Source organism: Rhodococcus jostii RHA1 (assembly GCF_000014565.1).
GTDB lineage: Bacteria > Actinomycetota > Actinomycetes > Mycobacteriales > Mycobacteriaceae > Rhodococcus_F > Rhodococcus_F jostii_A.
In genome coordinates this window covers 3,026,764-3,045,569 of record NC_008268.1, presented here as the reverse complement: position 1 = coordinate 3,045,569, position 18,806 = coordinate 3,026,764, and the positions used below count along the sequence as shown (strand labels likewise).

Genomic DNA, 18,806 nt, shown 5'->3' with positions numbered 1-18,806 from the left:
GATGCTGATAGCCATGTAGTGTTGTACTGATATATCAACACTCTGAGGAGATGAAATGCGCCAGACCTGCACGCTCACGCGCAGTTGTCCGGAGCGTTCGGGCATCGTGCATGCCGTCGGCTCGTTCTCTCCCGACGGCAGCGATCTCCCCGTGCGGTAGACGATTTTCGGGAAGGTCGCGGACAAGTTCACGACCTCATTTTTCGGTGGGACGCGCGCATCCTCGGGGACGACTTTGTCACCGTGTCCAACCGCGAGCACTTGCGGCCGATGGTCGGGGCGCGACTGTTCGTGAGTGTCGACGTGCGACGCCGATCCGGCCGTTCGCGCCGGCTACACGCGTGTCCTGTCAGATGACGCCTACCGCCGGCTACGCGGACGTGCCAACAACATTCAGCACTCTGTCCTGCCCGGATTCAGTGTTCACCCGGCGCTCGAGCGCCGAAATCTGTGCGAGTTCAATCGGTCTGAACGTCCCGTGCCCCGACAGTGGTGTGTCTCACGCATCAACCGACTTGTCGCATATGTGATCACAGATTACATTCGTATTACCGCAATGTAAGCGGCGGTGTCATCGACTGTCGGTCTGCAGCCGAGACCCTCGGCTGCAGTGGTAGTCATCTCCCTGCGCGACAGGGCACGAAACTCGTTGCATTCCGGTCGAATCGGTACGAGCGACGGTGTCACCGAGAGTTCACGAGCACGGTAAAGGAGGAGTGTTGTTGTGAGAGCGACCAAGTCGAGCGGAAGTGCCACCGCGGCGGGGCTGTTGGCGATTGTGTTGTGGAGTTCGATGGTCGGAATGATCCGTCTGGTCACCGATAGCCTGGGGGCGATCGGCGGCGCCGCGATGATCTACTCGTGCTGCGCGATTCTGTTGTCGGTGACTGTCGGATGGCCCAAGCTCAGAGACTTCAGTCGGACGTATCTCGTCACCGGTGCCGTGATGTTTGCCGCGTACGAGGTGTGCTTTGCCCTCGCAATCGGACTGGCGGACACTCCGAGGCAGGCAATCGAAGTCGGAATCGTGAATTATCTGTGGCCGAGCCTGACGGTGGTGTTCGCGATCGTGTTCGCCGGACAGAAGGCTTCGCGCCTGATACTGCCCGGCATCGTGCTGTCGGTAGTCGGCATTGCCGTCGTTCTCGGCGGTGACGCCGGACTGGACGTCGCAGGCACTGTCGACAACGTGCGCTCGAATCCTCTGAGCTATGGGCTCGCGTTCGCCGGCGCAATGATCTGGTCGGGCTACTGCACCGTCACCAAGATGTTCGCAAACGGGAACAACGGCATCACCCCGTTCTTCGTGCTGACGGCCGTCTCGTTCTGGTGCATGTACCTGTTGTCCGGTCGCGAGCCGATGCACCTGAGCTTCACCGCGGTCGCGGCGACGGTGGTGGCGGCCTGCGCGATCGGCTTCGGCTACGCCTTGTGGAATGTCGGAATCCTGCGCGGAAACATGACCTTGCTCGCCGCTGCCTCGTACTTCACGCCCGTACTGTCCGCCGCATTCTCGTCGTTGATGTTGGCCACGGCACTCGGCCTCACGTTCTGGGTGGGAACTGCCGTGGTGTGCCTCGGGGCAATCCTGTGCTGGTTGGCGACGCGCGGACCGAAGGCACCCGTCGAAGTTTCCGAAGAGGTCGGGTCGCTCGACGAGCAGAGCATCGAGGAGCAGTCGCTCGACGAGCAGAGCATCGAAGAGCCCACCGTCGTTCGTTCACTTCTCGGTACGCGAGTGGAATGCGTGGTAACCATCGCCAGTGATCACCGTTCGGCGCCTCGTGTGCCGATCGACGTCGGGCCGGGAAGCTAGCGATGCTGCGGATATTGATACTGTTCCAACCGATTTCACCGGGACTGTCGGTTCCTCCGTCGATGATCGGTCGGCTCGACGTACACGGTGCGGGCAGAGCGGCACCTCAGACTCGCGAGCGAGCGTTCGACTCTGCGCGATCGTAAGTAGTGCCCCCACGCGGCCCGTTCGCCCATCGTGGTGTCGACATAGTCGACGCACCGAGGAGCACGCACGTGAGCAGTTCAACGATCGAGGCCGAGGCAGTAACCGACAGCGAACTCGAAGACCGGTTCCATCCGATCTTCGACCGGATCGCCGAGGGGGCGCTGGGCCGGGAACGGGATCGCCGGTTGCCGTTCGACGAGGTGGGTCTGCTTCGCGACGCGCGGTTCGGTGCCCTGCGCGTCCCCGTCGAGTTCGGCGGGTTCGGTGCGTCGGTCCGGCAACTGTTCGGTCTGCTGATCGACCTGGCCGCCGCGGAATCCAATCTGCCCCAGGCGCTTCGGGTGCACTGGAGCTTCGTCGAGGACCAGCGCCTCGCCGCGCCCACCGACAACCGTGAGCAGTGGCTGCGCGCGGCGGCGGAGGGAACACTGGTCGGCAACGCCATCACCGAACCCGGGGTGGGAGCCGCAGACCGGTACCAGACGACGCTGCGCCGCGGCGACGACGGCACCTGGGTTCTGGACGGCGTGAAGTACTACAGCACGGGCAGTCTCTACGCCGATCACATCCTCGTCGCGGCCGACCGCGACGGCGAGCGGGTGTCGGTGCTGGTGGACGCCGACGCTCCGGGCGTGACCCAGACCGACGACTGGGACGGTTTCGGACAGCGGCTCACCACAAGCGGCACGACCACGTTCTCGGGTGTCGTCGTGCCCGAGGAGCGAATCCTCGGGCCCGGATACGGCGCGCCCGGCCGCACCTACGCGACGTCCTACCTGCAACTCGTGCAATTGGCCGTCCTTGCCGGGATCGCCCGCCGCGCGGAGACGGACACGGCGGAATGGGTTCGTGCCCGTACCCGCACGTTCACCCACGCCGCCGCCGACCTGCCCCGGCACGACCCGCTCGTGCAGCAGGTGATCGGCAAGCTGTCCGCCGCCGCGTACGGCGCCCGCGCGACCGTGCTCGCCGTCGCCGACGAACTCGACCGCCTGCTCGACGCCGGTGGTGAGGACCCTGAACTCCTGGACGGCGCCGAGGCCGCCGCAGCCCGCGCGCAATCCGTGGTGATCGGCCTCGTCCTCGACGCGACCGCGCAGTTGTTCGAGGTGGGTGGCGCGTCGATCACCTCCTCGGAACTCGGGCTCGACCGGCACTGGCGAAACGCACGCACCATTTCGGCCCACAACCCCCTGATCTACAAGCAGCAGTCGGTGGGGGCGTACGTCCTGAACGGTGACCCGCTGCCGTACGCCTGGAGCGCCGGGCAGCGGCAGAGCGTGCGCGATGCGGACGCGTCGGCATGACCCGGCAGATCCGTTTCAACGCCTTCGACATGAACTGCGTCGCCCACCAGTCGCCGGGGCTGTGGCGGCACCCGGACGACCAGTCGCACCGCTACACCGACCTCGGCTACTGGACCGACCTCGCCCGGCTCCTCGAACGCGGGCTGTTCGACGGCCTGTTCATCGCCGATGTGCTCGGCACCTACGACGTCTACGGCGGAACGGACGAGGCCGCGCTGCGGCAGGGCGCCCAGATCCCGGTCGCGGACCCGTTGCTGCTCGTCTCGGCCATGGCAGCGGTCACCGAACACCTCGGTTTCGGCATCACCACGGGGACGGGATTCGAGCACCCGTATCCGTTCGCGCGCCGACTCTCCACCCTCGACCATCTCACCGGGGGTCGGATCGGGTGGAACGTCGTGACGGGTTACCTGCCGTCCGCGGCCCGGAACTTCGGTGACGCCGATCAACTCGACCACGACACCCGGTACGACCACGCCGACGAGTACCTCGAGGTGCTCTACAAGCTGTGGGAAGGCTCGTGGGAGGACGACGCCGTCGTGCGCGACACCGAGCGCGGCGTATACGTCGATCCGGAGAAGGTGCACCACATCGGCCACCGCGGAACGCATTTCACGGTCCCGGGCATCCACCTGTCGGAACCGTCGCCGCAGCGGTCGCCGGTGATCTACCAGGCGGGGGCGTCGCCGCGCGGTGTCCGGTTCGCCGCCGAGAACGCCGAGGCGATCTTCGTGGGGCCGCCGTCGAAGCGGGTGCTGAAGGACACCGTCGCACGGATCCGCCAGGCCCTCGTCGACGCCGGCCGCGACCCCTATTCGGCGCGGATCTACGCGCTGTCCACCGTCATCACGGGCAGCACCGACGAGGCCGCGGCCGCGAAGCAGGAGGAGTACCGGCGATACGCGGACCTCGAGGGCGCACTGGTCTTCACGTCCGGCTGGATGGGGATCGACCTGTCGCGGTACGACCTCGACGACCCGATCGGGAACGTCGAGAGCAACGCGATCCAGTCGGCCGTCGCCGCATTCCAGGAGGCTTCCGACGACGGTCGCGAGTGGACGGTGCGCGATATCGCGGAGTGGGCGAGCATCGGCGGTCTCGGGCCGCGGTTCGTCGGTTCCGGCGAGACCGTCGCGACGCAGCTGCAGGAGTGGGTGGCCGACACCGACGTCGACGGGTTCAACCTGGCGTACGCGATCACGCCGGGTTCGTTCGAGGACGTCGTCACCCACGTCGTGCCGGCGCTGCAGGCCCGGGGTGCCTACCCGACGGGCTACACCGACGGGACCCTGCGCCACAAGCTGTTCGACAAGGGCGACCGGCTTCCCGCCGACCACCGGGGCGCGCGGTACCGCCTCGGCGGCGACCTCTCGACGCGGACCGACCGCTACCGCGCGTACACGAACAACTGAACGACCACCACAACCACCGGGAGGACCCATGAGTACACCCCGCACCGCCGCCGTCGTCGGAGCCGGACTGGCCGGCACCACCGCCGCGCTCGGTCTCGTCGACGCCGGTTTCACCGTCACCCTCTACAGTGACCGCGACCGCGACGCCTTGCGCAACGACGTCCCGGCCACCGGCACCGCCGTCTACTTCGGTAAGTCCCGTGAGGCCGACGCCCGCATCATCGAGGACCTCTACGCCGACGGTCCGCACTCGACCGGGATGAGTACCCGCCTGCACACGGGGGAGGGCGACACCCGGGCCGACGTCCTCGAGTTCGACCCCGACTTCCGGTACGTCGCGCAGGGCGTCGACGTGCGGTTGCGGGCCGACGACCGGCTCGGCCGGTTCCTGGACCGCGGCGGCCGCTTCGAGGTCCGGGCGGTGAATCCCGACGACCTCGACGCGATCGCCGCCGACCACGACCTGACGCTCGTGGCGACCGGAAAGGGCGGGCTGTCCACGCTGTTCCCGGTGGACACCGAACGGACCGTGTACAGCGAACCGCAGCGCCGACTGCTGCTGGTGACGTTGCAGGGCCTCGGACACGGCGCCGACACCTTCGGCTACCGGTCCGCGGCGGGCGGCGCGCACAATCTCTTCAACCTGCACACCGACTTCGGTGAGGCCTGGCTCGGCCCGTACCTGCACAAGGACGCCGGCGCGACGTGGAGTTTCCTCGGCTTCGCGAAGCCGGGCAGCCCCTGGGAGGACCGGTTCGAAGCGGTCACCGACGTGCACTCCGCGCGGCAGACCGTCGTCGACTTCTACCGCGACTACTTCCCGCACGACGCCCCCGAGATCGAGCGGTTGCAGGTGATCGAGTCCGACCCGCACTCGTGGCTGAAAGGGGCGGTCACCCCGACGGTGCGCCGCGCGGTCGGGACGACCAGTAACGGCCACGTGGTCGCGGCGATCGGTGACACCGCGATCGCGTTCGATCCCCTCGCCGGACAGGGGGCCCAGAACACCGCCGTGCAGGTGGCCGCGCTCGTCGACGCGGCACGTGCGCACGACGGCGAGTTCACCGCCGACTGGTTGTCCGAGCAGTTCGAGAAGCACTGGCACACAAGGGGTCACGCTGCTGCCGAGGTCACCCGGTTGTTCCTCGGCGATCCGAAGTACGCGGTCCACGCCGAATTGCTGTTCCCGGCGGCGACCGTGAGCGAACCCGTTGCCGCGGCCCTGTTCGGGTTCCTCTCCGAACCCGACACGTTGATCGGTCTCGACACCCGGGAGGACGTTCTCGCGTTCATCGCCGCCGCGGCCGGGGAACCGGCCGAGGACGTGCTGGCACGGTTCGCGCCGAGCGCCGGATTCACCGCGTCACCGGCGACGGCCCGAGCCTAGGCAACTCCTCGCTGTCCCGCACGATGATCGGGCGCCGGTGGTGGCAGTCAGCTGCTGACCGCCACCACCGGTCGGCCGAACGACCAGGTCAGCCAATGGACCCTTCGCCGGATCGTCATCGACTCCTCACCCGGCGTCTGTGGGGCCCGAACCGGGGCGATCCTGCTGTTCGCGACGGCGTCGGGCGCGAAAGTTCGCCACGTTGACACGGTTTCCGCACACCTGGGGCATGCAGAACCGGCGCCGCCCAGCCCGGCTGGTGTCGACGAAAATGCCGTTGCACGAGGGGGATTCGCACGACCGGAACCGGTTCGGTCCCAGCGAAGCCACTGTTGCGAGCAGGCCCGTTCCGATGACGACGGCCAGGTCGTCGGCGAGCGTCGACTCGGGTGCGGTCTCGAGGTGCCACATCCATGTGCCGTCGTGGCGCCCGAGGAAGGGGACGGTGTGGGCGACGCGTAGGAGTTGGTTGGCCCCGTCGACGATCGCCTCCTCGTTCGGCGCGGCCACGACGTCGCGCACCCGTGTCCGCAGCGCACGGACCTCGTCCAGATCGGTGCCGGTTGCGGGCCGGTCTCCGCGGGCGATGCCGTGCTCGGTGAGGAAAGCGTGCAGCGACTCGCCGTCGGTGAGGGCGTCACCGGTCGCGACGAGCACCTCCGGGGCAGTGAGGACGAGCGCCGTCGCTACCGATGCCCCGAAGGTGTAATCGGTGAAAGTCAGTTGCATCACTTACAGCCTCCGCCTAGCGTAATGGTTACCAAGTCAGTTTAACCGTTACGTCTCGGGAGGATGATCATGACTCGACAGCAGATCTCCAGCACGGCCGACACCGACCGGTGGCACCTGCCCGACCGCCTGACGGTGGACGGCGCCACCATCGCGGCCGGAGTCTTCGGCGACGGACCACCCGTCGTTCTCGTGCACGGCACGCCCTCGTCGTCGTATCTGTGGCGCGCGGTGATTCCCCGGCTCGCCGAGCAGAACACGGTGTACGTCTGGGATCTCCCCGGCTACGGTGACTCCCCATCGGTTCCCGGCGAGCCGGTGGCGATCCGCACGCATGCTCGCGTGCTGGCCCGGCTGGTCGAACACTGGGGGCTCGACCGGCCTGTGCTGGTCGGCCACGACATCGGTGCGGCGACGGTGCTCCGCGCACACCTCGTCGAGGGAGTCCCGGTCCGGCGCATCGCACTCCTCGACGCGGCGGTGCTCTCTCCGTGGGTGACGCCGGTAGCGCAGCACATGCAACGCCACCTCGACGTGTACCGCACGATGCCGACGCACATCTTCCAGCGGATCACCGAGGCACACCTCGACACCGCGACCCGTCGTCGGCTGCCGGCGTCCGTCGCGGAGGCCTACCTCGGTCCTTTCGCGGGCGCGAGCGGGCAGCAGCGTTACCTCGACCAGGTCCAATATTTCGACGAACGCGACACCGCCGACGTCGTCGAGAAACTCGGCACCGTGAAGGTGCTGGTGCAGATCGTGTGGGGTGCGGACGACGAATGGCTGGACCGGTCGTTCGCCGACGATCTCGCGCGCCGCATCCCCGGGGCGCGAGCGACACTCGTTCCCGGCGCCGGGCACTTCCTCACCGAGGACGAGCCCGCCCTCGTGGCGCAGGCTCTCGCTGACTTCCTCGCGCAGAGTTAGCTATTCGTCTGACTGGATACCGGGGTAATTCTCCGTGGATGATCGACCGACCCGATTCCGAATCCTTCCCTCCTCCATCGTCGTTTTAGAGGCGACCCATCACCGGCGTCCATTCGAGAATTCGATGTTCTGGTACGAGTCCGTGGATGACGAAGGGATCGTGCGTGAAGAGCAGTGCCACCGTGTCGGTCGTATCGGACTCGACGAGGATGAAGGCACCTCCGTCATCGGCGTACGGACCGCAGGCGATGACGATCTGGCGGTCGACCAGTTCGGAGAGCCATGCTCGGTGTTCGGATCGGTGCGAGTCACGGCCTGCGGCGGTCTCGGCTGAGTAGGTGTAGTCGACGACGAAGAGCGGCATGGGTTCTGATTCCTCGTGGGTTGCGTCAGGGGGTGGATGCAGCAGTCGAGCGGCACACTGCGGTGTGCAGTGTGCCGCCCAGTGTCGGTGTCAGCCGAGCAGTTCATAGATCAGCAGGCCGGACAGGGACAGGATCGAGAGGAATCCGAGGGCGCCGATGATGTTCTTCCACCAGGTGTTGCGGAGGTTGCCCATCAGCTGACGGTTGTTGCTCATCACGAAGAGCAGTAGTCCGAGGAACGGTGCGATCAGCACGGTCAGTGCCTGGGCGAAGATGATCAGCTGGACAGGGGATTTCGTGAACAGGATCGTGATCAGGAGTCCGAAGCCGAGGATCACGGCGCTGGTGCGTTTGGCTGTCGGTGTGCTGGGGGACGGTCCTTTGCCGAGCGCGTCGGAGAGCATGGTGCCTCCGGCGGTGGCGTTGGCGACCATCGCGGAGAACGCGGCCCCGGACAGCCCGAGCGCGAAGATCGTCGATCCGATCGGGCCGGCGATGGGTTCGAAGATCTTCGCCAGGCCTGCGAGGGTGGTTGCTTCGGTGTTCTGGCGGCCGAGGACGGCGGCGGCGACGATGATCACGAGCGAGGTCATGATGCCGGGTGCGACGATGCCCGGGATGGTGTCGGCGATGGTGGTCTGCCGGTATTCGGCTGCGGTGCGCTTACGTTCGTGGGTGCCGTAGGACGTGAAGAAAGCGGCGTTGAGGGAGAAGTTGGTGCCTACGAGGGCGACGACGAGCAGTTGTCCACCCGGCGGGATGCTCGGGACGAGTCCGTGCACGGCCTGGAACCAGTCGGGCTGGGCGATGACGGCGCTGAAGACGAAGGTGGCCGCGAGGAGGGCGACGATCACCAGCAGGACGCGTTCGACGGTTCGATAGACGTTGCGGAACAACAGGATCAGTCCGACGAAGACTGTGCAGACAGCGGACCACACTATCGGGGACCCGCCGAAGACCATCGACAGTCCCAGGCCGGATCCGACGGCGTTGCCCACGGAGAAGCACAGGGTGATGATGAAGACTCCGACGCCGGCGGAGACGCCCACGCGTCGGCCCAAAATGTCCTTGACCGAGCTGATCATGGACGCGGGGGTGCGGATGCCGAGGCGGACGCTCATGTCGGCGTAGACGAGCATGAAGATGGTCGAGACGGCGATCACCCAGATCAGCGAGTAGCTGTACTCGCTGCCGGCCTGGACGGCACTGGCAAGGTTGCCGGGCCCGAACTGCCACGCTCCGGCGATGAACGCAGGACCGGCCATGGCCAGGGTCCGAACCCAGTACCGGCGCTGGGGCCGGACGCGACCTCCGGGCGGCGGAGGGGTGTCTGCGACCACTGAACCGCCTCCGACGGGATCGGCTGATGTACTCATCGATGAGCCTACTTTCTGGTGTTCGAACCGCAGACGAGGAGTGTGGCGCAACTGACGATGGGGCATCCGACGCTGCCGGCTCGGAAGGGGCGACGAACCTGCGGCCGGGAGTGGGCCGGGTCTGCTGCGGGCAGTGCCGGCCGGCCCGGGGTGTCCGGGCCGGGCGGCAGAACCGGCACGCGGCGCGGTGGCACCGCGTGCGGCGGATTCGGTGAATCCGAGGTGATATATCGAGCGGGGTCAGGCGTGGGCGGCGACCGAGGTCAGCTCGGCCGACTGCAGCGCGGCGGCGATTTCGGCACCAGCGCCCTCGGCGAGCGGCAACAACGGTGAGCGCACGGTGGCGTGTTCGAGGATTCCGCGGGCGACGAGGCCTTCCTTGAGGGCGACGGTGCCTTCCATGTGCGAGCCGCGGTGATAGACGTTCGCCGTCACCGGCAGGAGGCGGTCGTGGATGGCCCGGGCCGCGGGATAGTCCTTGGCCTTGCCTGCCGCGATGAGTTCGACCAGCGGCTCGGGCGCGAGTCCGCCGTAGCCGACCAGCAGGCCGTCGACGTCGAAGATGGTGTGCAGAAGGTACTCGTCGTGGCAGCTCAGGATCTGCAGGTCGGGGTTCTCGCGGCGCAGGACCGGGATCTCACGGTCCCAGCGGCGCATGTTCCGCACACCGTTCTTGGTGGCGAACACACCGGGCTGGGCGGCGATCTCGAGCTGGGTGTCCAGGTTATACGTGGCCTTGGTGGCGTCGGGGTACTGGAACAGGATCAGCGGCAGCCCGGACCCTTCGTGAATCGCCTTGTACCGATCCTGCGGGGCGCCGTCCTGGTAACCGAACCGCAGCCATCCGTGGGAGGGGTACACGAGGCCGGCCGAGGCGCCCGCGTCGACCGCGCGGCGGGCCTCCTCCACGGAGACGGCGGTGCCTTCGCCGGTGATGCCGGCGATGATCGGCAGCCGGCCGTCGACGGAGTCCTTGAAAGCGGCGATGACGCGAACCTGCTCGTCCTGGGTGAGGAAGGTGCCCTCGCCGGCGTGGCCGAGAACGACGAGGCCCTTGACGCCGTCGACACTGCCGAGCCACGAGCCGAGGCGCTGGATGGCGTCGTAGTCGACGTCGCCGTCACGGGTGAAGGGCGTCACCGGCGCCGGGGTGAGGCCGCGGAGGTCGAGTGTGCTCATGATCGCTCTTTTCCATCGAAGGAGACTTTTGCAAACGTTCCCGGGAACGTTCCCGTGAACGATTTCATCGTGCGATACGATCGTGTCTGTGTCAAGGGTCACGTTCCGAATCGGATGTGATCAGGCCTTACCTCACGCGCGGAGGGCCGGGCCGAGGCGGTAGAGAGGAAGACCATGGAAGCCAATGGGAGCGCGCCCCAGCGGGCGCGGGACGGTAAGCACGTCGTGACGCTGCGTGAAGTGGCGGATGCAGCGGGTGTGAGTACCTCGACCGTCAGCCGAGTGCTCGACGATCGCGTGCCGCCGTCCCGCTCCGCGACCGCCGAACGAGTGCGGGCGGTGGCCGATCAGCTGGGCTATCGGCGCAACACCTTCGCGTCGAGCCTGCGCCGCGGGCAGACCGCGACGATCGGCGTCCTCGTCCCACGGTTGAGCGACACCGTCATGGCCTTGATGTACGAGGCGATCAGCCGGGCCGCGACCCGCCTCGGCTACTTCACGGTCGTCGCGACGACGGGGGACAACCCCGCCGACGAGTCCGACGCGGCGAGGACGCTGCTCGCCCGGAACGTGGACGGCCTGATCGTCGCCTCGAGCCGGCGCGACGACCCCCTGCCGCGCGAGCTCCGGGAGCGCGGCGTGCCGCACGCGCTGGTGCTCAGGACCGACGGGATCAGTCCGTCCTCGGTCGGCGACGACGAGGCGGGCGGCTATCTCGCCACCCGCCATCTGATCGACCTCGGGCACACCGACATCGCCGTCCTGTCGGGCCCGTTGTTCGCGTCCACCGCCGTCGGTCGTCTGGCCGGGGCACGAAAGGCGCTGCGGGAAGCGGGAATCGCGGAAGTGCCCGAGTGGATCGTCGAAACGACGTTCGGCATCGAGGACGGCGAGGAGGCCGGGAACCGGCTCTTCCGCTCCGCGTCCCGTCCGACCGCCGTCTTCGCCGCCAACGACAACCTCGCGCTCGGAGTCATGGCCGCCGCGCACCGAAGCTCGTTGACCGTCGGCGACGACGTCGCCCTGGTCGGCTACAACGACATCCCACTGTCGCAACGTCTTCCGGTCCCGCTCACCTCGGTGCGCACCCCGTTCGACCAGATCGCAGCCACCGCACTCGATCTGATGCTCGCCACCACCCCCGTCGACGATCCGATCCGGCGCGCGATGCCCACCCTGATCCCGCGGCGCTCGTCCGGATCGCACCGGGCCACGACCGCGCCGGGCCCGGCGCCGACCGCGGCCGGTGCCACGAGAAGTGAAGGACGCTCGTAGAGGTCGGAGCTAGGCCGTACGGACGCGGGCCGATGGCAAGCCCCGACCGGTACATCCGAACGAACGCGAGACACCGCGGGACGCGCGACCGCCTGCGAGTGTCCGGTACGACAAACGTCCCTGAGTCACTTCCCCCCGACGATGCCGCTGTCGAGGAGTTTGGCGATGTCGGAGTCGGAGCTCCCGAGGAGGTCCCGGAGCACGCTGCCGGTGTCGTCGCCGACTGCGGAGGCGGGTGCGACGGTGGCGTAGTGGCCGTCGAACGACGCGGGGTGCCCGGAGGCGAGGTAGGTGCCGATGCGCGGCTGGTCGAGGGGGGCGAACATCGGGTTCTTCTCGAGTTCACCGGACTTCACGACTTCCTCGAAGGTGCGATAGCGCTTGGCGAGCACGGACGTCTTCGAGAGTGCCTCGGCCACTTCGGTTGCGGTGTGTTCGCGGAACCAGCGGGCGAACAGGGCGGTGAGGACGTCGCGGTGGGTGAAGCGATCGGTGTCGCGCGCGAAGTCGACGTCGAGTGCGGTTGCGAGTGCCTCCACGGCGGCGGTGGTTCCGGTGACCGCGACCAAGTCACGGAAGTGGCGGGGGGTGAGGGCGACGATCATGAACCGTTCGCCGTCGCTGGTGGTGAAATCCGTTCCGTACGTGCCGTAGACGGAGTTTCCGGTCGCCGGCCTGCCGGTGCCGTTGATCTGGACTTCGGTGAGGTAACCGAGCGTGCCGGCGGTGGCGAGCGCGACGTCCTCGAGCGGCAGGCGGATGTGGGTGCCCTCGCCGGTGGCGTCGCGGTGCCGGACGGCGGCCGCGACGGCCAGCGCGGCATACAGCCCACACACCACGTCCCACGCGGGCAGGACGTGGTTGACGACGCCGGCATGATCGGTGGGACCGGTGATGGACGGGAAACCGAGCCCCGCATTGACGGTGTAGTCGACGGCGGGGGAACCGTCGGTGCCACCGAGGACTTCGAGGGTGATGATGTCGGAGCGCAGGGCCCTGAGCGCGTCGTGGGCGAGCCAGTCACGACCACCGGAGTTGGTGACGAGAATTCCGCCACCCGCACCGGGGGCCGCGACCAGTTGCTGGACGAGCTGCTGCCCCTCGGGGCTGCGCATGTCGACGGCCACGGACCGCTTGCCGCGGTTGAGACCGGTCCAGTAGATGCTCTCACCGTCACTCGTGACCGGCCAGCGCTTGTAGCAGGCGGAGCCGCCGATGGGGTCGACCCGGATCACCTCGGCCCCCAGTTGAGACAGCGTCAGCCCGCACAGGGGCGACGCGATGAAGCTGGAGACCTCGACGATCCGAAGTCCGGCAAGGGGAGTGTGGGCAGTCACGAGAGAAGCTCCTTGATGGTGGAGGTCAGGCCATGAGGGCGGTGAAACGCCAGTCGAGGACGGGAACGTCGGACGCTGAGGCGTTGTGCGCGAACACGAGTGAACGCAGATGCAGAACTCCGCCACCGCCGGGCAACGCCTCGGCGCTCTCGATTTCGAGTTCGCTGGTGAGGGTGTCGCCCTCGTGGACGGGACCGGTGTGGTCGCAGGACTTCCAGCCCAGGACCGTGACGAGGTTGGGCAGCGCGCGCGTGGCCTGCCCGAGCGCGATGCCGATGGTGTGCCCGCCATAGACGAGCCGCCCGTCCGCGCCGACCCGTTCGTCGTGATGGGTGGCCGCGATGTTGAGGGTGAGGCGCGCCAGTTCGGGGGCGCTCGAGACCACGTCGCCGCTGCTCCGCAAGACGGTGCCGGCGAGGTCGGTCGAGAAGTGCTGTCCGGGAACCTTGTCGCGGTAGCGGTCGAGGTCCCAGCCCTCGGGTGCGGCGAAGGACTGCTCCGTCTGCGGACCGATCGCGGACAGGTCGTCGGACTTGCGGACGCGGTCCTCGTCGGGGTTCTCGCTCAGCGGGAGCATGGCGCAGCGGTAGAAGTCGAGGACGGTGCGGCCGTCCTGGTCGGTGGACGTCATCCGGAGTGCCGCCAGCCCGGTGGGTTTGCGTCCGGGCTTCGCCGAATTCTCGCGCAGGCCCACTACTTCGGTGCGGGTGTACAGGGTGTCGCCGAGGTGCGGGAAGTGGTGGAAGCGGAGGCCGCGGTAGAACAGGTTGGCCTTCACGTGGTGCGTGGCGAGCGTGGACTGTCCGATGGCGACGTCGCAGACGAGGCCGGGATTCGCCACGGCGTCCCCGGATCCGGTGACGGCCCGGGACAGGTGCGCGTCGAGGGGCAGCCGCAGGCGGTCGCCGAGGATGGCCTGATGCGCGGCGGCGAGGCCGCTGGTCAGGGTGACGGCGGGGGCGGTGTCGAACACCTGCCCCACCTCGAGTTCGTCGAAGTACGGTCCACCGACGTACGTCTGCGTGATCGTCACTGCGCACCTACCTGGGCGAGGACCCGTCGTGCGGCCACCGCGACGGCCTCGTCGAGCATCTGCCCGTCGAGTTGCGCGGCCCCGCTGCCCGCGGCCTCGGCGGCGGCGAGTGCGTCGATCACGCGGCGCGCGTCCTCGACTGCGGTGTCGGTGGGGGTGAAGGCCGACGCGGCCGATTCGACCTGGGCGGGGTGGATGACCCATTTCCCGTCGAACCCGAGCGCGCTGGTCCATGCGGCCGAGTGGCGGAAGGCGTCGTCGTCGGCGATACCGAGGAACGGTCCGTCGATCGCCTGGATGCCGGCTGCGCGGGCGGCGACGAGGACGCCGTCCTGGATCGCGAGCCAGTGTTCGGGGAGGGCGGAGCGGGAACGGCCGAGGGCCGCCCCGAGATCGGCGTAGCCGATGATGACGGATTCGAGCCGGGCCACGGACCGGGTGATGTCGCCGATGTTCTGCACCCCGACCGGAGTTTCGACGAGAGCCTGCAACCCGATGTCGGTACCGGAGAGAGCCTGATCGGCGTGGGCCAGATCCTGTGCCGTCTCCGCCTTGGGAACCACGATGCTCGTGAGGGCGGCGCCGAGGGAAGCACACAGGGCGAGGTCGTCCTCGGCCCACGGTGTGGTCAGCGCGTTGATGCGGACCGAGACGGCGCGGGAACCGGCGGACTCGCGCACGAGACGGCGGACGAGGTCGCGGGCGTCGGCCTTCCTGGCCGGGGCGACGGCGTCTTCGAGGTCGAGGACCACCTCGTCGGCGGTCGACGCGAGCGCCTTGACGGCCTTGCGTTCGTCGGATCCGGGGGCCACCAGAACGGCGCGCCTGCGGGTGAGGTTCTGCACGATGCTTCATTCCTAGGGTCCGGGAGCCCGGTTCGGGCTGGATATGTACGGCCAGCCCGGTAGGGCTGCGCTGCTGATGCTGGCAGCGGCGTAGCCGTCATGTCAAGACCGATCGTTGACATTAAACAGACATTGTCGGATTATGGCCGTACAAATGTTGTGCGAGTGCGAGGTGGAGTGATGGGCAAGCTGAACGAGGAAGAGGCGTACCTGGTCGAGACGGTGCGCGCCTTCGTCGACCGCGACGTGAAGCCGACGGTGCAGGCGGTGGAGCACGCCAACGAGTACCCCGAGAAGTGGATCGAGCAGATGAAGCAGATCGGGATCTACGGTCTGGCGGTCCCGGAGGAGTACGGCGGATCTCCGGTGTCGATGCCCTGTTACGCGCAGGTGACCCAGGAACTGGCCCGCGGGTGGATGAGCCTGGCCGGGGCGATGGGTGGGCACACCGTCGTGGCGAAGCTGCTGTCGCTGTACGGCACCGAGGAGCAGAAGCGGCAGTATCTGCCGAAGTTGGCGACCGGCGAGATCCGGGCCACGATGGCGCTGACCGAGCCCGGCGGCGGGTCGGATCTGCAGGCGATGTCCACCAACGCCAAGACCGACGGCGACGATCTGGTGATCTCCGGGTCGAAGACGTGGATCTCCAACGCCCGCCGGTCCGGGCTGATCGCGCTGCTGTGCAAGACCGATCCGGCCGCGTCCCCCAAGCACAAGGGGATTTCGATCGTCCTGGTCGAGCACGGTCCCGGCCTGACGGTGTCGCGGGATCTGCCCAAGCTCGGCTACAAGGGCGTCGAGACGTGTGAGCTGTCGTTCGACAACTACCGGATCTCGTCGGACGCGGTCCTGGGTGGCACCGCGGGCAAGGGGTTCGCGCAGATGATGAAGGGCCTCGAGACCGGCCGCATCCAGGTGGCCTGCCGGGCCCTGGGTGTGGCGACGGCGGCGCTCGAGGACTCTTTGGCGTATGCGCAGCAGCGGGAGAGCTTCGGCAAGCCGATCTGGAAGCATCAGTCGATCGGCAACTACCTGGCGGACATGGCGACCAAGCTGACCGCGGCCCGGCAGTTGACCTGGCATGCGGCCGAGCAGTACGACAGCGGTGACCGGTGCGACATGGAGGCCGGGATGGCGAAGCTGTACGCGTCCGAGGTGGCGATGGACATCGCCCTGAACGCGGTGCGCATCCACGGCGGCTACGGCTATTCCACCGAGTACGACGTCGAGCGGTACTTCCGGGACGCCCCGTTGATGATCGTCGGCGAGGGCACCAACGAGATCCAACGCAACGTCATCGTCTCGCAACTCGTGTCGCGGGGCGGTCTGTAGTCCGGCAACCTGCACGTAGGATCGGTGCGCGATGAACGGTAGGGAACGAGAACGAGAGACGGAGCCGGCGTACCAGCTGGTGTCGAAGCAGCTCCGTGAGCACATAGCCGCGGGCAAGTACCGCGGCGGCCTCAAGCTCCCTACCGAATTCGAGCTCGCGGAACAGCACGGCGTGAGCCGGCAGACCGTGCGACGCGCCTTCCAGGACCTGGTAGCCGAGGGCATCGTCTACCGGGTCCCGGGGCGCGGGACGTTCGCCGCGGAATCCGACGGCCGATACCTGCGTCAGCTGGGGTCGATCGAGGATCTGATGAATCTGTCCACGGACACGACCATGGAGGTGGTCTCCCCGCTGCGCCGCCGGGTCGACATCGAGGCCGCGAGCAGGCTCCGCCTCGACACGGACCTCGTCCACACGGTCGTGTTCCGGCGACGCCACGACGACACCCCGTTCGTGCTGACCACCGTGTACCTTCCCGACGAGATCGCCCGGCTCGTCGTCGACGCGCCCGAGATGTCCGAGGGCGCCGTCAGCGCGTACACGATCATCGGTCTGCTGGAGCCGCACCTGCGCAGCCCCATCGTCGAGGCGGCTCAATCGATCACGGTCGCGCCCGCCCCCGCGGACGTGGCCCGCGAACTCGGCTGCCCCGAGGGCCATTCGATGCTGCGGGTCGACCGTCTCTACTCCGATTCGGAGGGGCGGACCGTCGAGTTGGCGGTCAGTTACTTCCTGCCCGAGCACTACACCTATCGCGTGACCCTGCGACGCGGCGGACGCTGACCGTCCGCGTCCTCGTCTGAATCCGGCTATGCCGGCAGATTCTCGCGCGCCCAGGCCGTCAGGGCGTTCAGGGACGGCAGGAGCGCTCGGCCCGCCGGCGTGAGTTCGTACGCGACCGAGACCGGTGGGCCCTCCTCCACCGAGCGCAGGACGAGTCCGGCCGCGGCCAATTCGGCGAGCCGGTCGGACAGCACCGAATCGCTGATACCGCCCACTCCGCGGCGTAACTCGGAGAACGTGGACGGTCCCTCCATCAGCACGCCGAGGATCACACCGTTCCAGCGCTTGCCGAGGAACGTGAAGGCGCGAGCGAGTGCCGCGTCGCAGGCACGGGGTTCGTGCGTCACTTCGCCGTCGTCAGCCACACCTCCACCCTATCAATGGTGCTAGCATCGGCCCTGCAACTAGTATTTTAGAAGTAACAAGCAGAAAGGGAGTAGATGAGCCACGCAATCTCTACAGGTAGAGGACTCGACGAGGCGGCACGGGCGCTGCTCTACACGGAGGCGCGCACCGCCAACAGCTTCGCTCCGACGCCGGTGAGCGACGAGGAACTCGCGCAGATCTGGGAACTCGCGCGCTGGGCGCCCACGGCGGCCAACACGCAGCCGCTCCGGGTCCTGTTCGTGCGCACCGACGAGGGCCGCGCTCGTCTGGTCGAGCACATGAACGAGGGCAACAGGGCGAAGACCGCCTCGGCGCCCGCCGTCGCCGTCCTCGCGGTCGACCCACGTTTCCACGACCACATCCCGGCACTGTTGCCGTTCCGTCCCGAACTCCGCGACGTGTTCGAGGCGAACGAACCGATGCGCAAGCAGACCGGGGACTTCAACGCCGCCCTCCAGGCCGGCTACTTCATCCTCGCCGTGCGCTCGCTGGGTCTGGCGGCAGGCCCGATGGCCGGATTCGACGCCGACGGTATCGACAAGGAATTCTTCCCCGACGGCCAGTGGCATTCGACCCTCGTGGTCAACATCGGCCACCCGGGCGAGAACCCCTGGTTCGACCGGCTGCCCAGGCTCGACCCGGAAGAATCCGTCTCCTGGGCCTGACGATCCACGTCTACGTGTCGTCGGGGGCGGTGCCGGATCCCCAGCTCCCGAACTGGCCCACCACGCCCCTTGTCGGCGGGCGGAGACCATAGGTGCAGTCGGCGGGCCGGGGGCCGGGCACGAACGCCCACAGGAGCGGTTCGCCCAGTGCCGCAGCCTGTTCGAGGCGCCGGGCGAGGCCGTTCCACTGATCGCCGGGCAGCGGAACGCCGTCGGCGCCGTAGTCGTGATACTGCGCGACGTCGACATACGGTGACGCCGAAACGAATTGGTACTCGTCGCCCCGGGTTCCGCACTGGCCGCCGCCGGTGAACCCCGCAGTCAGTGCGACGGTCGCGATCACCGCGGCGAGGGTCGTGATCCGCGGAACCCGTCCTGGATGAATAGTAGAGACCGGTCGGTACCAACAGCGGTCCGTCCCGGCACCTCGAGCGACCGTCCAGTCCCTCTGCCAGGGGATGACGCCTCGAACTTCACCCCCTCGACCCGATAGTGTGCACGGC

17 protein-coding genes and 1 pseudogene are annotated in these 18,806 nt (G+C 67.8%); 9 read left to right on the top strand and 9 right to left on the bottom strand.

Annotated features, from left to right (window positions below):
• Positions 1-724 precede the first annotated feature (724 nt).
• The 4 genes from yddG to RHA1_RS14040 all read left to right on the top strand — a co-directional run bounded on the left by yddG (position 725) and on the right by RHA1_RS14040 (position 6,069).
• On the top strand, positions 725-1,816 hold the full coding sequence (yddG, locus tag RHA1_RS14055; RefSeq protein WP_011595565.1) for an aromatic amino acid DMT transporter YddG: 1,092 nt from the start codon (positions 725-727) through the stop codon (positions 1,814-1,816).
• 215 nt (positions 1,817-2,031) lie between these two features.
• Positions 2,032-3,270 carry an acyl-CoA dehydrogenase family protein gene (locus RHA1_RS14050; protein WP_011595564.1) on the top strand — a complete coding sequence of 413 codons (1,239 nt, stop codon included), beginning with the start codon at positions 2,032-2,034 and terminating at the stop codon, positions 3,268-3,270.
• The gene (locus RHA1_RS14045; RefSeq protein WP_011595563.1) at positions 3,267-4,682 is read left to right on the top strand and encodes an LLM class flavin-dependent oxidoreductase; all 1,416 of its coding nucleotides are present in this window, start codon (positions 3,267-3,269) and stop codon (positions 4,680-4,682) included. Before RHA1_RS14050 ends, RHA1_RS14045 begins: the two co-directional genes overlap by 4 nt.
• Before the next feature lie 28 nt (positions 4,683-4,710).
• A complete protein-coding gene (locus RHA1_RS14040) occupies positions 4,711-6,069 on the top strand; it encodes a styrene monooxygenase/indole monooxygenase family protein (RefSeq protein WP_011595562.1) in 1,359 nt (452 codons plus the stop codon).
• Between the two features lie 126 nt (positions 6,070-6,195).
• On the opposite strand, the gene RHA1_RS14035 is transcribed toward RHA1_RS14040, so the two are convergent.
• Complete coding sequence (locus RHA1_RS14035; RefSeq protein WP_011595561.1) at positions 6,196-6,798, bottom strand: CGNR zinc finger domain-containing protein; 603 nt, start codon at positions 6,796-6,798, stop codon at positions 6,196-6,198.
• Between the two features lie 69 nt (positions 6,799-6,867).
• On the opposite strand from RHA1_RS14035, the gene RHA1_RS14030 reads away from it, so the two are divergent.
• Positions 6,868-7,725, top strand: coding sequence for an alpha/beta fold hydrolase (locus RHA1_RS14030; RefSeq protein WP_011595560.1), 858 nt, complete (start codon positions 6,868-6,870; stop codon positions 7,723-7,725).
• An 85-nt stretch (positions 7,726-7,810) separates the two neighbouring features.
• Here the strand turns inward: RHA1_RS14030 and RHA1_RS14025 are convergent, their stop codons facing one another.
• The 3 genes from RHA1_RS14025 to RHA1_RS14015 all read right to left on the bottom strand — a co-directional run bounded on the left by RHA1_RS14025 (position 7,811) and on the right by RHA1_RS14015 (position 10,645).
• Entirely contained in the window at positions 7,811-8,089 is a 279-nt protein-coding gene (locus RHA1_RS14025) for a YciI family protein (protein WP_011595559.1), read from the bottom strand.
• 90 nt (positions 8,090-8,179) lie between these two features.
• Positions 8,180-9,355: an Nramp family divalent metal transporter gene (locus tag RHA1_RS14020; protein ID WP_009475651.1), complete on the bottom strand. Its 1,176-nt coding sequence runs from the start codon at positions 9,353-9,355 to the stop codon at positions 8,180-8,182.
• Positions 9,356-9,706: 351 nt separating this feature from the next.
• Positions 9,707-10,645, bottom strand: a complete 939-nt coding sequence (locus RHA1_RS14015; protein ID WP_011595557.1) for a dihydrodipicolinate synthase family protein — start codon at positions 10,643-10,645, stop codon at positions 9,707-9,709.
• 174 nt (positions 10,646-10,819) lie between these two features.
• On the opposite strand from RHA1_RS14015, the gene RHA1_RS14010 reads away from it, so the two are divergent.
• Positions 10,820-11,920 carry a LacI family DNA-binding transcriptional regulator gene (locus RHA1_RS14010; RefSeq protein WP_011595556.1) on the top strand — a complete coding sequence of 367 codons (1,101 nt, stop codon included), beginning with the start codon at positions 10,820-10,822 and terminating at the stop codon, positions 11,918-11,920.
• A 125-nt stretch (positions 11,921-12,045) separates the two neighbouring features.
• On the opposite strand, the gene RHA1_RS14005 is transcribed toward RHA1_RS14010, so the two are convergent.
• Genes RHA1_RS14005 through RHA1_RS13995 form a run of 3 tightly spaced genes read right to left on the bottom strand, consistent with a single transcriptional unit; the run spans position 12,046 to position 15,135 of the window.
• On the bottom strand, positions 12,046-13,257 hold the full coding sequence (locus RHA1_RS14005) for a CoA transferase (RefSeq protein ID WP_011595555.1): 1,212 nt from the start codon (positions 13,255-13,257) through the stop codon (positions 12,046-12,048).
• A gap of 25 nt (positions 13,258-13,282) precedes the next feature.
• The gene (locus RHA1_RS14000) at positions 13,283-14,290 is read right to left on the bottom strand and encodes a MaoC family dehydratase (protein ID WP_011595554.1); all 1,008 of its coding nucleotides are present in this window, start codon (positions 14,288-14,290) and stop codon (positions 13,283-13,285) included.
• Positions 14,287-15,135 carry an HpcH/HpaI aldolase/citrate lyase family protein gene (locus RHA1_RS13995; protein ID WP_011595553.1) on the bottom strand — a complete coding sequence of 283 codons (849 nt, stop codon included), beginning with the start codon at positions 15,133-15,135 and terminating at the stop codon, positions 14,287-14,289. Before RHA1_RS13995 ends, RHA1_RS14000 begins: the two co-directional genes overlap by 4 nt.
• Before the next feature lie 180 nt (positions 15,136-15,315).
• Between RHA1_RS13995 and RHA1_RS13990 the strand changes: the two genes are divergently transcribed.
• Together RHA1_RS13990 and RHA1_RS13985 are read left to right on the top strand one after the other, a co-directional pair.
• Entirely contained in the window at positions 15,316-16,467 is a 1,152-nt protein-coding gene (locus RHA1_RS13990; protein WP_011595552.1) for an acyl-CoA dehydrogenase family protein, read from the top strand.
• Between the two features lie 31 nt (positions 16,468-16,498).
• Complete coding sequence (locus tag RHA1_RS13985) at positions 16,499-17,251, top strand: GntR family transcriptional regulator (protein WP_007301678.1); 753 nt, start codon at positions 16,499-16,501, stop codon at positions 17,249-17,251.
• Between the two features lie 26 nt (positions 17,252-17,277).
• On the opposite strand, the gene RHA1_RS13980 is transcribed toward RHA1_RS13985, so the two are convergent.
• Positions 17,278-17,616 (bottom strand): winged helix-turn-helix transcriptional regulator, encoded by a 339-nt coding sequence (locus RHA1_RS13980; protein ID WP_009475646.1) that lies wholly within the window; start codon positions 17,614-17,616, stop codon positions 17,278-17,280.
• Between the two features lie 75 nt (positions 17,617-17,691).
• On the opposite strand from RHA1_RS13980, the gene RHA1_RS13975 reads away from it, so the two are divergent.
• Positions 17,692-18,303: a malonic semialdehyde reductase gene (locus tag RHA1_RS13975; protein ID WP_011595551.1), complete on the top strand. Its 612-nt coding sequence runs from the start codon at positions 17,692-17,694 to the stop codon at positions 18,301-18,303.
• A gap of 10 nt (positions 18,304-18,313) precedes the next feature.
• Here the strand turns inward: RHA1_RS13975 and RHA1_RS13970 are convergent.
• Positions 18,314-18,649: pseudogene (locus RHA1_RS13970) on the bottom strand (beta-mannosidase); the annotation flags it as partial.
• Between the last annotated feature and the right edge of the window lie 157 nt (positions 18,650-18,806).

Coding starts and splice junctions, on each gene's coding strand:
- RHA1_RS13975 (WP_011595551.1), top strand. CDS start 17,692: ATGAGCCACGCAATCTCTACAGGTAGAGGACTCGACGAGGCGGCACGG.
- RHA1_RS14040 (WP_011595562.1), top strand. CDS start 4,711: ATGAGTACACCCCGCACCGCCGCCGTCGTCGGAGCCGGACTGGCCGGC.
- RHA1_RS14010 (WP_011595556.1), top strand. CDS start 10,820: ATGGAAGCCAATGGGAGCGCGCCCCAGCGGGCGCGGGACGGTAAGCAC.
- RHA1_RS14020 (WP_009475651.1), bottom strand. CDS start 9,355: ATGGCCGGTCCTGCGTTCATCGCCGGAGCGTGGCAGTTCGGGCCCGGC.
- RHA1_RS14035 (WP_011595561.1), bottom strand. CDS start 6,798: ATGCAACTGACTTTCACCGATTACACCTTCGGGGCATCGGTAGCGACG.
- RHA1_RS14025 (WP_011595559.1), bottom strand. CDS start 8,089: ATGCCGCTCTTCGTCGTCGACTACACCTACTCAGCCGAGACCGCCGCA.
- RHA1_RS14015 (WP_011595557.1), bottom strand. CDS start 10,645: ATGAGCACACTCGACCTCCGCGGCCTCACCCCGGCGCCGGTGACGCCC.
- RHA1_RS13990 (WP_011595552.1), top strand. CDS start 15,316: ATGGGCAAGCTGAACGAGGAAGAGGCGTACCTGGTCGAGACGGTGCGC.
- RHA1_RS14045 (WP_011595563.1), top strand. CDS start 3,267: ATGACCCGGCAGATCCGTTTCAACGCCTTCGACATGAACTGCGTCGCC.
- RHA1_RS13985 (WP_007301678.1), top strand. CDS start 16,499: ATGAACGGTAGGGAACGAGAACGAGAGACGGAGCCGGCGTACCAGCTG.
- RHA1_RS14030 (WP_011595560.1), top strand. CDS start 6,868: ATGACTCGACAGCAGATCTCCAGCACGGCCGACACCGACCGGTGGCAC.